At 39.9% G+C, this 13,960-nt stretch carries 12 protein-coding genes; all 12 read right to left on the bottom strand.

What is annotated here, in order from left to right:
- Positions 1 to 31: 31 nt before the first annotated feature.
- Positions 32 to 1,570 carry an ABC transporter ATP-binding protein gene (locus N7Z68_RS20895; protein WP_275120408.1) on the bottom strand — a complete coding sequence of 513 codons (1,539 nt, stop codon included), beginning with the start codon at positions 1,568 to 1,570 and terminating at the stop codon, positions 32 to 34.
- 11 nt (positions 1,571 to 1,581) lie between these two features.
- Entirely contained in the window at positions 1,582 to 2,358 is a 777-nt protein-coding gene (locus N7Z68_RS20890) for an ABC transporter permease (protein WP_275120407.1), read from the bottom strand.
- A 269-nt stretch (positions 2,359 to 2,627) separates the two neighbouring features.
- Complete coding sequence (locus tag N7Z68_RS20885; RefSeq protein WP_275120406.1) at positions 2,628 to 4,325, bottom strand: ATP-grasp domain-containing protein; 1,698 nt, start codon at positions 4,323 to 4,325, stop codon at positions 2,628 to 2,630.
- A 256-nt stretch (positions 4,326 to 4,581) separates the two neighbouring features.
- The gene (locus tag N7Z68_RS20880; protein ID WP_275120405.1) at positions 4,582 to 5,364 is read right to left on the bottom strand and encodes a glycosyltransferase family 2 protein; all 783 of its coding nucleotides are present in this window, start codon (positions 5,362 to 5,364) and stop codon (positions 4,582 to 4,584) included.
- A 4-nt stretch (positions 5,365 to 5,368) separates the two neighbouring features.
- Complete coding sequence (locus tag N7Z68_RS20875) at positions 5,369 to 6,532, bottom strand: glycosyltransferase (protein WP_275120404.1); 1,164 nt, start codon at positions 6,530 to 6,532, stop codon at positions 5,369 to 5,371.
- Positions 6,533 to 6,745: 213 nt separating this feature from the next.
- The gene (locus tag N7Z68_RS20870) at positions 6,746 to 7,864 is read right to left on the bottom strand and encodes a glycosyltransferase (protein WP_275120403.1); all 1,119 of its coding nucleotides are present in this window, start codon (positions 7,862 to 7,864) and stop codon (positions 6,746 to 6,748) included.
- A 307-nt stretch (positions 7,865 to 8,171) separates the two neighbouring features.
- Positions 8,172 to 8,477 (bottom strand): hypothetical protein, encoded by a 306-nt coding sequence (locus N7Z68_RS20865; protein WP_275120402.1) that lies wholly within the window; start codon positions 8,475 to 8,477, stop codon positions 8,172 to 8,174.
- A gap of 54 nt (positions 8,478 to 8,531) precedes the next feature.
- Positions 8,532 to 9,557: a UDP-glucose 4-epimerase GalE gene (gene galE, locus N7Z68_RS20860; RefSeq protein ID WP_275120401.1), complete on the bottom strand. Its 1,026-nt coding sequence runs from the start codon at positions 9,555 to 9,557 to the stop codon at positions 8,532 to 8,534.
- Positions 9,558 to 9,833: 276 nt separating this feature from the next.
- Complete coding sequence (locus tag N7Z68_RS20855) at positions 9,834 to 11,192, bottom strand: C40 family peptidase (protein ID WP_275120400.1); 1,359 nt, start codon at positions 11,190 to 11,192, stop codon at positions 9,834 to 9,836.
- Between the two features lie 707 nt (positions 11,193 to 11,899).
- A complete protein-coding gene (locus N7Z68_RS20850; RefSeq protein WP_275120399.1) occupies positions 11,900 to 12,433 on the bottom strand; it encodes a hypothetical protein in 534 nt (177 codons plus the stop codon).
- Between the two features lie 191 nt (positions 12,434 to 12,624).
- Positions 12,625 to 13,221, bottom strand: coding sequence for a protein kinase family protein (locus tag N7Z68_RS20845; protein ID WP_275120398.1), 597 nt, complete (start codon positions 13,219 to 13,221; stop codon positions 12,625 to 12,627).
- Positions 13,222 to 13,878: 657 nt separating this feature from the next.
- On the bottom strand, positions 13,879 to 13,959 hold the full coding sequence (locus N7Z68_RS24410; protein ID WP_371316473.1) for an IS3 family transposase: 81 nt from the start codon (positions 13,957 to 13,959) through the stop codon (positions 13,879 to 13,881).
- Between the last annotated feature and the right edge of the window lies 1 nt (position 13,960).

Genomic DNA, 13,960 nt, shown 5'->3' with positions numbered 1-13,960 from the left:
CACACCGCCGCCTTATTTTATAATGCTCGAATTATTTTCTTAATGGTCCTTTACTTTCTTTCGTTTTTTCCTGATAGCGCTCAACCGCTTCGAGAGGATCGCCGTCAAAGACGACTTGCCCTTTTTCCATCCAAATCGCCCGAGTACATAGCTGTTTGACTAAGCTCATACTGTGCGTGACGATGATAACGGCCTTCGCTTGCTCCATCATATCTTGAATTTTTTCACTAGCTTTCTGTTTAAACGCCATATCACCTGTTGATAGAGCTTCATCGATAATAAAAATATCTGGCTGTAACGTCGCTGCAATACTAAATCCAAGCCTTGCTTTCATACCACTCGAGTATTGCTTCACTGGCTTTTCGATCGACTTCTCCAATTCAGAGAACGTCACGATTTTCGGGTAATCTTTTTCGACCTTTTTTTGTGGGATCCCGAGCAGCATGCCGTTTAAAAAGATATTATCTTTACCAGATAACTGTTCATTAAATCCTGTACCGTAACCAAGAAGTGCGGTTGTTTCACCGTTAAGCTCTAAGCGCCCTTTTTCCGTTTGCAGGATGCCTGTGAGTAAGCGTGTTAATGTACTTTTCCCCGCTCCATTGTGGCCGATAATCGCGACAACTTCTCCTTCTTTAATTTCAAAATTGACGTTTTGCAATGCCCAAAATTTCTGTTTGTTTAACTGGAAAGAAACAGCGACATCTTCTGCTTTTACAATGATATTATCTTTAATAGTTGTATCCGTTTTTTGTAATTCTAACTTTCTTTTTTTCCGTTGCCGTTCTTTACGAGGCGGAATCGTCTTCTTGTAATTTTCAACGACTTGTTTCGGTTCCCCGATTTCGCGGATAACCCCTTTTTCTAGCCAAATTAACCGATCGCAGTTTTTTCTTGCATATCGCAAGCTATGGGTAACTAAAATAACCATCTTCGCCTTTTTTACAAGCTCTTGCATTTTCTTTGCTGCTTTTTGACTAAATTGACGATCACCTGTATTTAACGCTTCATCTAAAATAAGCACTTCTGGCTCAAGGTGTGCAGCGACACTAAAACCGAGTCTCGCTTTCATTCCACTTGAGTAATATTTCATCGGCTGATCGAAAAATTCTCCTAGCCCTGAAAACTCATGAATATCATCGAGGTATTCATTAATTTTCGCCTTTTCGACCCCAAGCATCATCCCGTTTAAATAAACGTTCTCTCGTCCTGTTAACTCCTTTTGGAAGCCCATCCCTAAAGAGAAGAGTGCCGTTACTTTCCCGTCAACCTTAATAGACCCTTCATCAGGATGGAGGATGCCTGTAAGCATTTTACAAAGTGTCGTTTTTCCCGAACCATTCGAACCGATAATCCCTAAGATTTCACCCTTATAGCCTGTGAAATTAAGGTTTCTTAACGGCCAAAACAGCTTTCCTTGCTCATCTTTATCTTTCTTTTTAAATAGGTCTAAAACTTTCGATTTATAATCATCTCTTGTCTGACCGCTCTCGAAACAGACCCCAAGGTTTTCGGCACGAATGACCTCTTCTTTCATCGCCTCTTCGTTGTTCGAATCTATTTTTAACATGATCGATACCTCTACAATGCTTTAATAATTTTGTGTTCGTTTTTACTGTAATAGAATAAGATCGCAACACAAGCTACTACCGAGATACCTCCGATAATAAGTAAGCCAAATAAATCAGGAGTCGTTTGATACATTAAAATATCACGGTATGAATTAATAATGATAGCTATAGGATTTACATCTACAATCCAACGATATTCATCTGGTAAACGACTACCTTCCCAAATAATCGGTGATGAATAGAAAAGAATACGCGTTAAATGAGTCAGCACGTAATCAATATCTCTTACAAAAACGGTAATATAGGCAAATAACAAGCTAAGCGCAATAAGGAATACTAATTGGACAAGTATAATAATAGGTAGATACACAACTTGCCAGCCTGGGATAATTCCATAGACCGCTAAAAATATCGCCACTACAATAAGACCGAAAGCGAAGTTGGCCAGCTGCGTAAAGGTAAACGCAAACGGAAATATCGACTTCGGTAAATACACTTGATTTATAATGGATGAATACTTCATGATCGACTTCGCTGACGTATTCACTGTCGTACTGATCCAGCGCCATGCAATTAATCCGATAACGAGAAAAACAGCATAGTTTTCACCGCCACGACCTAAAATGACAGACACTAAGAAATAATAAACGACTACATTTAATAATGGATCTAATAGCCACCAAAAATAGCCTAAGTAGCTATTACGGTGTTCGGCTTTTAACCCTGATTTGACTAGATAAAATAGTAAATCTTTTCTTTTAGATATTTCAGCTATATAATTTTGCATAAAAAATATTGCACCGCCTAAATCTTAAATAATCAATACGAAATTTCTTGCTCCCACAATACTTTAACTCGTATTTTTCCCTTTACCTGTCCTTTGTAGACACCTATATAGAAAGCATAAAAAAGTTCATTCTACATTATAATACTAAAAGTGACATATATCTAGTTATCGTTCTACTACCTACCATTAAAAGCCATAAAAATGACAAAGACCACAAGTCCTTACTCGTGGTCTTTTTGTCGTATATTTTTCATCCATCGTTCAATCACTTACACTGGTTTTCTTGGTCGGATAAGACGTTTAATTGTCGTTGCACACGTTCTTAACGGAAGCGTCATGCGCCATACGCGACTTCGTTGCATTCTTTGCAATTGCTTCTCAAGCTTTTGCTCAACTTTCTCCGACTTTGTAAGCTGTTTTGATAATTTTTCAATTTCTTTATTTTTTTGTTTCAAAACTTTTTCAAGGTTGACCTTGTATTGAATTGCAGTAATATCAAAGCCGATTTTGACAGCGCGATCCCATTCGTACTCTTCCACCTTATCGATTACGGCCCGATCTTGCGGTTCAGCGAATACACTCTTAAACTCACCGATCACATCTTTATCTGTTCCTGCAATGATGATTTCTAAGCTTCCATTAGCAAGTGTTTTTGCGTACCCATTTAACCCATGTTCAAAAACTCTTTTTCGTAACCACATGTGATATTTTAACTCTGGAAATTCACCTTGTAATACAAACCGTTTCGCATATACTTTCCCACTTGGCGGCGGTGATACTTTTACTTCTAAAGCGATACGACTGTATAATGGCTGAAGGACTTTTTTCAAGTCAAAATAAAAGGATGTTTTTTCCGAATCGACTGTTTCTGGGAAATAATAATCAATGATCGCTTTAGGAATATCACGAGCTTGTCCTTCGACTGGAAATAAACTACCACCAATTTGTGCAGTAGGGTTTAGTTCAATAACTACTCCTATATCTCCGTTGACGATGATATCGACCCCGCCGTGGATAAGACCTGGAATTGCATTGACCGCTTTAATCGCCACGTCCTTAATGACTTCTGGCATTTTGTCCGTATAGTCAACTGGGTCTCCTCCAGATGAAACATTACTTTTCTCAAGTAAAAAGACTTCTTCTCCAGCGGATGGCACACTGTCATACGAATAACCAAATCTCTTAATATAGGTTTTGACCTCTTGATCTTTTTCAATTAAACAACTTGCTAAGCGAGGGTTTACTTTTCTTTCTTCATTTTTCAGTTCAATTAGTTGATCAATAGTATGCCGGCCATCTCCAATGACATGTGATGGGATACGGTTATAGGCCGCTATTACTTTCCCATCAACAACATACACTCGGTACTCCTCACCAGGAATAAATTGTTCCATAATTACATTTGAATAACCGAGCTGTTGGCGTACATAGACTAACGATTCGGCTAACTCTTCCGCACTTCTAATGTTCGTAATGACTCCCTCACCTAAACTACCATTTGTCGGCTTAAGAACAAGAGGGAAGCCGATCATTTCAGCACTTAATATAATCTCTTCATCGCTGCTCGTTTCATCAAATCTTCTTCCAAATGGAACAGGCACCCCAGCTCTTTCAAGCCAGTTTTTCGTTTCATCTTTATCTGCACATATTTCAACTGCTAGATTAGAAACTTTATCTCCTCGTGTTCTAAAAAAGTAATGTGTCCGTTCATTAGAACTTAACGAAAAGAGGCGTCCAGGGGGGTTAACACCGAACACGATAAAATCTTTAAATTCTTCTGCGTCTTTTGTATACCACTTTAGTTCTAAACCTCGTCTCCAGCCTTCAAGGGCAACCGCAAAGGAACATAGCTTTGTTTTGTCGACACCCAAAACAACGTCTTTTGTAAAGTGATCAAGACATTCTAAGTTGTTATCTATAGAGTTGATACATTCATCTTTTCTCTTTTCTTCAAGTAAAACACTCATAAAGCTAGCAACCCCTATATCATTAATTTATCGTATACCTTATTATATTGGTCCTCTCTATCATTCGTTACTCGAAACACTAAATCTACAATAAAGTATAATGACTAACGAAATAGAAGTCTACCATTTATGAGGATTTTAAAACAAAAATATGAAAAACCATGTGATAAAGGCGCGACTTTATACACAATTTTCCCATATTGTTTTAGAATACCACTTTGGTAGACTTCTTAATTTATAATCCTATATACCTATATCAACTGTTTTTTAAAAAGTATTTTTTCGATTTAAAATATACAAAATGCCCAAAATACCACAAGCTCTTCGGCAGGCTCAATCTTTCAATTTCGCGATAGACATGCCAGTTTTGGCGGGCCATTTTCACTTTATTGCTGGAAAGCGAGTTGCCGACTTCACGGTATTTCGCAAGCGGTTGGTTTAAGCCAAACGGCTGGAACCCTCTTCGGCTTAAATCTAGCCACAAGGCATAGTCTTGGCGGGAGCGAATGTTGACCATCTCCACTTCCCCCGTTTTTTCCGTATCAATCATCACCGTTAAGCAACCGATGACATTATTTTTCAGAAGGTCAGTGTAGGTCACTTTTTCAGGAGCTTCAATCACTTTTCCTGTATCGGTTCCCGCTTCATCGACGACGTCGTATTGCGTGAACGAAAAAGCAATATCCTGCTCCTGCATAAAGTGCAACTGCCTCTCCAGCTTTTCAGGCGTCCATTGATCGTCACTGTCTAAAAAGGCCAAATAGCGTCCTTTTGCATTTCGGATGGCCGTATTACGCGCTACGGCAGGACCACTATTTTGCTGCAGTTGGATCAGCTTAATTCTCGGGTCCTCTTGTTGATACTGCTGGATAATCTCTATAGTATGGTCCTTCGAGCAATCGTCAACAATGACCATTTCCCAATTCTTATACGTTTGGGCTTGGACAGATTGGATGGTCGCCTCTATGAATTTTTCAGCGTTGTAAGCCGGTGTTATGACCGAAATTAACGGGTTATGATTTTCCAATGTAATCACCATATAATTAAGAATAATCTCTTCCTTTTTCTTGGACCGAAACCTTGTCTTCTTTACGAAGTTCATCATACCATAAAATTAATTTCTCTTTTTCCTTATCCCAGTTGAGTTGTTCGAGGACCGCTTTTCTTCCGTTTTGCCCCATTTGCAGGGCTTCAGCTGGGTTGTCTTTTAAATACGTAATCGCCCGTTGAATTTCCGCTTCATTCGTAGGGTCGACTGCAATCCCGCAGGCATGCTGTTCAACAAAGGCCTTCCACACTGGAAAGTTAGAACAAATAATCGGAAGCCCGAAGCTCATGTATTCAAAGAACTTTGTCAGCTCTTTCTTATAGTAATGCTCGTCTGGTGGAAACAGCGCAATTCCTGCCAGCCACTTAGTAGAAGCATAGGCTTGGTCAATTTCCGTTTTCGGAACGTAGCTGTCAATTCCTTGGATGTGTAACTGGTCCTTACGCGGGCCCGCTTGCTCGTACATTTTGTCTGCTAATGCTTTCGGGCATTTTCCGTAAACGTGGACGGATGTGCCTTCGGCGATTTGCGGGATTCTCGCTTGAATGAGCGCCCCACGCTCCACCGATACATTACCTGTGTAAATCAATTTATTTTCTGTAGGTTGCTCGTTTACCTCATGGTTGATGACCTTTTCATTTAAGAGCGGGTAGTTTAAAATGCATGTCCCACTCGGGTTCTTTTCTTTATAGTATTTTTCTGCGAGAATCAGTTCGAGGTTTTTCGAAAAGAATTTTTCCATGAAGCGGTACGTTTTCGCCACGAATTTTCGCAGGGGCCTGGCGATATATTCTTTTTGCATAATGCTTGTTTCATAATCTTCGTGAATGTCGTAGATGACGACATTGTGTTTATTTTTTAACAGCCACGCCACTGGTAGGAGCTCGGGGTCATGGATCTGGTAATAGTCTGCACTTAGCTTTCGTGCTTGTTTATAGGCTTGTACCGAAGACAACAGCATGCGCAGCCACTTATTTTTGTGCTTTTTAATGGGTACCACCTGTATGTTGCTGTTTTGAATGACTTGATCTCCATCAGGTGCTATTAAGGTCACATCGTAGCCTGCTTGTTGCAGCGATTGACACTGTTTATAGTAAATCCGCGGATCGAGCGGATGATGTACAGTCGTAATATGCACAACTTTTTTTGTCGTAGGCATTGTTTTACACTTCCTTATAGGGGGTCTGCGAGTCGCCCGCCCCCTTCTGTTTCTTTCTTCAATTAGAGCTTTTGAGGGTTTGACCCTTCTGCTTCTTCTAGATGTGGGCTGCTGGCACCATCTGTTTTATTGAGTGAGAGCTTTACCGATCCGTTCTTTCTATATGAGGGGGGATGCTTTAGATCCAATAAAGGACAAGACCTCTATAGGGCATTATTTTTTCAACGTTTCAAGAAACACGGCTTCGTACTGCTTCACAATTTGTTTCGCATCGAAGTGACCAGCTCTCATGTGGCCTTTCGTGATGATGTCTGCACGTTCCTCTTTATTTAATTGCAGGATGCGTAGCATGTTTAACGCTACGTCATCTGCGTCACCGACCGGACATAACGCCCCGTATACACCACCGTCCAAAACTTCTGCAGGTCCTGATTTACAGTCGGTTGAGACGACCGGAGTCCCCGAGGCTAACGCTTCAGCGATCACGTGGCTGAACCCCTCATGGATGGATGTTAATACAAATAAATCAGCTTTACTGAAATAAATATACGGGTTACTTTGAAAGCCGACAAAGTGTATACGATCTTCAATAGTGAGCTGTGCAGCCTGCTGCAGAAGTTCATCCTTTAGCGGACCTTCCCCGAGGATGACCAGGCGACTGCTTTCCTGTTTGTTGACTTTCGCAAAGGCGTTTAGAAGCGTACGCTGGTCTTTTTGCGGGACTAAACGCCCTGCAGTGATGATTATTTTATCTGTCGTATTAAAGATCTCCTGATGATCCGGGTTGATAGTCCCATTGTTGATTTGCTCGTTAATGTTGTCAACATCTACAGGATTATAAATGACTTTAATATCTTTTGGCTTAATTTTATATCGCTTTACGAGGTTTTCTTTAACCCCTTCGGATAACGAGACAATCTGACTTGAGCGTTTATATACCATTCCAAATACAAGCAGTTGAAGGTTTTCACGGAAGCTGCCACCTAAATTATCTGCCTCTCGAATGACGTTCTTTGCTTTCGAACGTGACAGTGCGTTAGCTAGGATAGCGATTGTGTTGACTCTCGGGATCGTACTAAATACGATGTCGATTTCTTCGGTTTTAATAATATTGGCTAGATCACCAATCGAGCGGCTTAATCTAGTGGTTTCTAGTTTTATAAATTTAACGTCTTCTTTTAATTCCTTTTCATAGGAACCGTTCATATTTAAAGTTACTAGCATTGGGGCGAACTTGTTTCGGTCCAGATTATTAATAATATTTAGCAGTGTACGTGCTGCACCGCCTCCGCCCATTTGATAGATGAAAAATAATACCTTTATCTTTCCCACTTTATAACCGACCTTTCGCGCCAAACTGGTTTGTTTGACGATTCATTCTGGCTGAAATTGTCTTTTTCCAACAAATAATTATAGCATATCTCTGTAAAAATCGTCGTTTATTCACACAGTTTTCCATATTATTAGGTGTATTAACAGTATGATCGTTTGGGGGCAGCGGTAAACGGATGGAGAGAGATTTGATGGAGTGGTGAAACTAATAAATAACGTGGTGCCAGGCACCTTCAATGCGGTAAAGGGTTGAAGGTGCCTGGCACCGCTATTGTGGCGCTGCGGGGCGAGGGCATCGCTGGTGTGGCTATTTTATGTCGAGCTTTTTGATGATTTTTTCTATTAATAGTTCGAGTTGCTGCTTTTTAGGGTTTTCTTCTAATTTGATCAATTCAATGGTTTTATCGTTGATCTTTTTTTGGAGATCTTCTTGCAGCTCAAAGATGTAGCCGACATTATCTTGCAAACGGTTGGAGGCTACTTCTGAACAGACTTCATCGACAATCTCTTTCTTTGTTTTTAGCTCTTCTAATGCAGCATTCGTAGCTTCAAGCGATTTATTGACTTGCTTCAGCTCATATTCTATATCTGCTTTCCATCGATCTAAAGACATCTGACATTCTCCTTTTTGCGATTACTAGGTTCACTTTGATTTGCGTATATTCAATTATCTAGAACGGTTGTTTCCTTCATATCCATTTGGGTTATTCACTTGCCATCTCCAGGCGTCTTCACACATTTCTTTAATTCCTTTTATGGCTGTCCAACCTAGCTCTGTTTTCGCCTTTGTCGTGTCTGCATAGCAGGAAGCTATATCTCCAGCGCGGCGCTCTACAACCTGGTAGAGGACCTTACGTTGAGACGCACTTTCAAAGGCTTTTATCATTTCTAGAACACTATAACCATTTCCCGTCCCGAGGTTATAGGTGTTTATTCCGGTAGTTTTCATTACTTCTACCAGTGCTTTTAAATGGCCTTTTGCGAGGTCAACGACATGGATATAATCTCTCACACCCGTGCCGTCCTTCGTCTCATAATCGTCCCCGAACACTTGCAATTGATCAAGTTTCCCAATTGCGACCTGGGCAATAAAAGGCATCAAGTTATTCGGTATGCCGTTCGGATCTTCGCCAATCCGACCACTGTGGTGGGCACCGACTGGATTAAAGTAACGCAACAGGGAAATACTCCAGCTTGGATCCGATGCGTAAAGGTCGTGCAAGATTTCCTCAATCATTAACTTTGTTCGTCCATAAGGGTTCGTTGCGCTCAGTGGGAAGTCCTCAGAAATCGGGACACGATCGGGCTGGCCATAAACTGTTGCAGACGAACTAAACACCAACTTTCTCACCCCGTATTTATCCATAAGTTCACAGAGGGAGAGCGTTCCAGAAATATTATTGTGATAGTACTGGAGTGGCTTTTCCGTTGACTCTCCAACCGCTTTTAATCCTGCAAAATGGATGACGGCTTCTATTTTATGTTTAACAAATACCTGTTCAAGCGCTTCACGGTCTAGTAGATCAATTTCATAGAAAGTAACCGTCTTTTTTGTGATTTCTTCAACTCGGTCTAGTGCCTCTTTTTTACTATTGGAAAGATTGTCGACCGCAATTATGTCATACCCGGCTTCAAGTAGTTCTACACACATGTGGCTTCCTATATATCCTGCAGCCCCTGTTACGAGGATCATTGCCATCACTCCCATGAATGTATTTGCTTTTTTTATATAAGGTAATGCATTATTTATCGTTCTGATGTGGGCGGTTTGTTTTTAAATTGGTAGTTATAATCAGATTTTTGATTATTTACTTATGTAAAAATTCTTTTCTTATCGTATCATAAAGGTCCTATTTTCGGAATGGAACAGCACCTTTGCAAAACGAAAAACTGCATCTTCCATGACGAGATGGAGAATGCAGTTTCTGTTGATTTGGTTTATAGGAATATTGTTATGCTTTTATTATTTTTAATGAAGGCGCTTCGCCCCTAGGTAGCGTTGACTCCAGTAACTGTTGCTCATGCTTGTCACTGTTACACCAGTGGATGAACCACTATGAATAAACTGATTGTTTCCTATGTAGATTCCATTATGTGACGGACCGTTTGTGTACGTTTGGAAGAAAACGAGATCTCCTACACTCGGCTTGTCAACCGACCTTCCTGCCGCCCACTGTTGCGCAGCTGTACGGGGGATAGATACCCCTTGATTCCTAAATACATACTGAATGAAACCGCTGCAGTCAAATCCTCTTGGTGTTGTCCCCCCCCACAAATAAGGTGTTCCTACTAAGTCAGCCGCATCAGCGATTAAGTTCATTACATTAAAACCTTGCTGTGCAGGTGGCGAAGGTTGTGCAGTTACTGTGTCGGATTTGATTTGTCGTTCGCTTTGAACAGTTTTCGTGTCACCATTTGCAGCCGCTTCGATTGCACGAAGTGTTTGCGGACCAACGATCCCATCAACAGTAATCTGTTGACTTCTTTGGAATGAGCGTACCGCCGAATGCGTAACACTGCCAAAATAGCCTGTTACTCTATGATCAAAGTGGCCTAGCTGTTTTAATGCCTCTTGTAATTGAGTAACTGTCGCTCCACTAGCGCCTATGCGTAACACTTGTGTGTTAGTAGTTGCTGTAGTTCCAGACGCCGGCACTGCATTTGTTGTCTGAGTTGGCGCAGGCTGGGCTGGTGGTGGTGTTGACTGAGCTGGTGTTGATGCTTGTGATGCAGTCGTTCTTCCAAGAATATGAGAAATGGTTTGTGGTCCAGCAATCCCATCAATCGTTAAGCCGTGTTTTTTCTGATAATCTCTTAACGCGCTTTGCGTCACTCTTCCAAAATAACCCGTTACTTGGTGATTAAAATGACCAGCTTCTTTCAACCGTTCTTGAAGCTCGGTTACAGCTTGTCCTTGCGACCCTGCACGAAGAAGACCTGTTGTTTGAGCAAGAGCACCGCTTGTTGATGTTGTTGATGATGAAGCGATTTGAGTATTTGTTGCCTGTCTATTTTGCGAATTTGAGCTTAGAAGTAAGTTTAAAGTGGATGTATTCGCAACTCCAGTCGTTTGGATTCCATGCGTTCTCTGAAATTGTCTTACTGCCTCTTCCGTAATTGTTCCGTAGAAACCCGTTGAAGTATGGAAGGTAAAATAACCTTTAGCTCTTAATGCCTCTTGTAGTTCTTTGACGTCAGGATGATTCATCCCTTTTTTTAACGGTTGGTCACCAAGTGCCGCATCTACCATTAACGGCGCAGTTAATACAATTCCTGTAGCAAACGTTGAAGAAATTACCGCTTTTTTTACGACCGACTTTGTACTCATTGTTTTTCCCCCTAAGTGCAGATTAGTAGTCTTATAGATTCAAAGAACCATTAATATTGTCTTATATGTATATTTATCGTCTATTTTATTGGCTCTTTTTATTATAAAGTGAAAATTATGGTAGTAGGTTACAGAAATGTTACAAAAGTCAGAGTTTATTGAAGTGAAGAGCGTGAGTTTAGACTCTGGTTTTCGATAAAACAGTTGATCATTCTCTCTTTTATAGTTCTTTACTTATATACTATTAGACATACTATTTCTTGTTTCGACTTTCTACTCTATCTATTTTATAGGAAATTTGTCGTTTTATTGTCGAAAGTTCGGGAACTCTATTAGTCATAGTTTCCCTCAAATTGTTTAGGGATGGCGCTGCAGTGCAGAGATATATTTAGTAGGGTAGGCTTCTATTTCTTATAGATTGCTGTATTTGTAATTTTTTTATTGTTATTTCTTAGTTATTGGTAGTTATATACGCCTGCATTTGATGCAAATTTCTTCCTCATAGCCAACTGTTACTAGGAGTTTTATGTGTGTTGACTGTGGAGGTCGATCTTGTAGATGAGAAATGGATTACTGCCTACTTTTGAGAGAGGGAGCTTGAAGAAGGAAGAAGGAATATCCATAAAAAAGACACTGGTAATCGTTAAGGATTAACAATGTCTTTTTTGGTTTATTGAAAAGATTGAGGTTTGTCACTGTCCAGTCCTTTAGAACATCGACTCAATCTCTCCTGTTTTGCGGTCTACGTAGTACCAGCCACGAGTGGATGTGTGACCGACACCGTTGTTACCAGGAATAACTTCGTATACGTGAACTAAATATCTGCCGTTTTCTTCATGGTCAACGACAACATGAACATCTGGCTCAAATTGGAGCTGTAGATAGCTTTTAACTTTTGCGATAGCTTCTTGTTCCGTTAAGAGTTCATTTGGGTCTCTATCGGTTTGATTTTGTTGGTTGTCTTTAGGTTCCGTACTGCCTTGATTGTCTTTTTGGTTATCTTGGTCTTTTGTTACTTTATCATTTGAACCGTTGTTTTTTTCTTGATCTTCTTTAGGCTTTTCTTTTTTCTCGTCGTCATTATTAGCCTCTTCTTCAGTCGGCTCTTGTTCATCTATGTTTTCTTCTACTTGTTCTTCTGTCGCCTGCTCATTAATATCCTCAATTTCTTCATCAACCGGCTTCGTACACGCTGTGATTAATAGTATTGCCGCTAATAGCATGACTAGTAAGTATCTCACGTATTACCCTCCCTAATAGATCTTATAAATATATCTATTATTATTTTACCACAAATATTAAGAACGTGGTGCCAGGCACCTGTTGCGCTTTAAAGCACTAACGGTGCCTGGCACCACGTTTTTTAATAATCTTCACGCTATTCGTACTCGCCACTTTAACTGTGCTCAACATATTCATCGCTTCACAGAAATTATTTGTATTTTCGATAGAGGGTGCCAATGGTATCAAGGAGAATGGTTGGCATTTTCTTAGGAATAATTCCTTTTTGATAGTATTTAAAGAATGCTTTTTTTGTATCAGTCCACTTTGGGCAATATTGTACTTGCTTGAAACGTGCGACATCTACAATCATAATATTCCCACTTGTCGTAATGAATATATTTTTCAGATGGACATCTGAGGGGTTCAGTCCTTTATCTCTAGCTAACATTAAGGCATGATCGACTTCATAGATGATCTGATCTGATACTTCAATACCTTGATTTAAGCATTGGTATAGCGTACTCCCCTCAATGAGGTCAATGACAATATAATTGGAGCCACTCTCATGTAAAGTAGGGTAATACGGGATTTGTTCTAGGCTTCTATAAATCTCCGCCTCCTCTACTGCTAGATGATGAAATAATGGGTGAAACACCTTGAGCGCTAAGCCTGTCGAATTTATATTGAATACCGCTGCACTTTTTCCTACACCTACTAATCTCAAATCTATATCATAGTTTACAACTTCTATTTTATTTCCACTTTTAAACGTAACACTGTTTCCATATTTATCGAATTGCTTCATCTTGTGTACTCCTTTCATAGAGGAAAAAATAAAAAGGCATTACGACCAATCATTTAGTCATAATGCCTTTTCACGGAATATAAAAAGACCTCACCAAAATAATTGGTAAAGGTCTTGCAAACAACGATTACGTTGCCAACAAAGCCGGGGATACTTCCCGTAATGACGACTTTGCTGTAAATGCTACTCCCCTTTAGGAAGGATATAATGTTAGCTTTATTTTACTGCCTATTTGGTCATTCTACAATCATTATTTTTCGTTTTTTTGTGGAAAATATTATTTGAAATGAAACTTTACTTAAATCTCTACTCAAACTATCAATAAAAATAGTTTGCTGATGATTATTCTAGTGCAATATTTTTATAAAGTGAAACTTTTCAGTGTGGATTTTCTTCATCTCTACTGAAAATTAGTAGAACCAATTGGGTTATTATTGAAACCCAAACGTTGCGAGTCACAAAGACATTGCAACAGAACGTACGTGACAACGTCTGTATCCAATCGTCTCCTAATTATCCTCCTTTGCTTCCACAAAGGCTTGAATCGGGAGTCTTAGCGCCAGTTAACATGATAAACTGAACACTTTATAAAACAAAAAAGACTGCGCACACTGAACTGCCCCCTGTCAAGTAGACAGTGGAAATAATAAAAAGTATTTAAGCGGCTTTAGCTCTATATTCCATAGGGCTGAGGCCGTTTAATCTTTTTTGGTATCTTTCATGATTATAAAAATGGATG

Origin of the sequence: Alkalihalobacterium chitinilyticum, from assembly GCF_029028005.1 — a bacterium.
GTDB classification, from domain to species: Bacteria; Bacillota; Bacilli; order Bacillales; family Bacillaceae_F; genus Alkalihalobacterium; species Alkalihalobacterium chitinilyticum.
Note: the sequence above shows the minus strand (reverse complement) of the source record. Positions and strands in the feature narration are given on the sequence as shown.

Excerpts from the sequence above, each read along its gene's own strand:
- N7Z68_RS20895 (WP_275120408.1), bottom strand. The coding sequence starts at position 1,570 with ATGTTAAAAATAGATTCGAACAACGAAGAGGCGATGAAAGAAGAGGTC.
- N7Z68_RS20890 (WP_275120407.1), bottom strand. The coding sequence starts at position 2,358 with ATGCAAAATTATATAGCTGAAATATCTAAAAGAAAAGATTTACTATTT.
- N7Z68_RS20885 (WP_275120406.1), bottom strand. The coding sequence starts at position 4,325 with ATGAGTGTTTTACTTGAAGAAAAGAGAAAAGATGAATGTATCAACTCT.
- N7Z68_RS20880 (WP_275120405.1), bottom strand. The coding sequence starts at position 5,364 with ATGGTGATTACATTGGAAAATCATAACCCGTTAATTTCGGTCATAACA.
- N7Z68_RS20875 (WP_275120404.1), bottom strand. The coding sequence starts at position 6,532 with ATGCCTACGACAAAAAAAGTTGTGCATATTACGACTGTACATCATCCG.
- N7Z68_RS20865 (WP_275120402.1), bottom strand. The coding sequence starts at position 8,477 with ATGTCTTTAGATCGATGGAAAGCAGATATAGAATATGAGCTGAAGCAA.
- galE (WP_275120401.1), bottom strand. The coding sequence starts at position 9,557 with ATGATCCTCGTAACAGGGGCTGCAGGATATATAGGAAGCCACATGTGT.
- N7Z68_RS20855 (WP_275120400.1), bottom strand. The coding sequence starts at position 11,192 with ATGAGTACAAAGTCGGTCGTAAAAAAAGCGGTAATTTCTTCAACGTTT.
- N7Z68_RS20845 (WP_275120398.1), bottom strand. The coding sequence starts at position 13,221 with ATGAAGCAATTCGATAAATATGGAAACAGTGTTACGTTTAAAAGTGGA.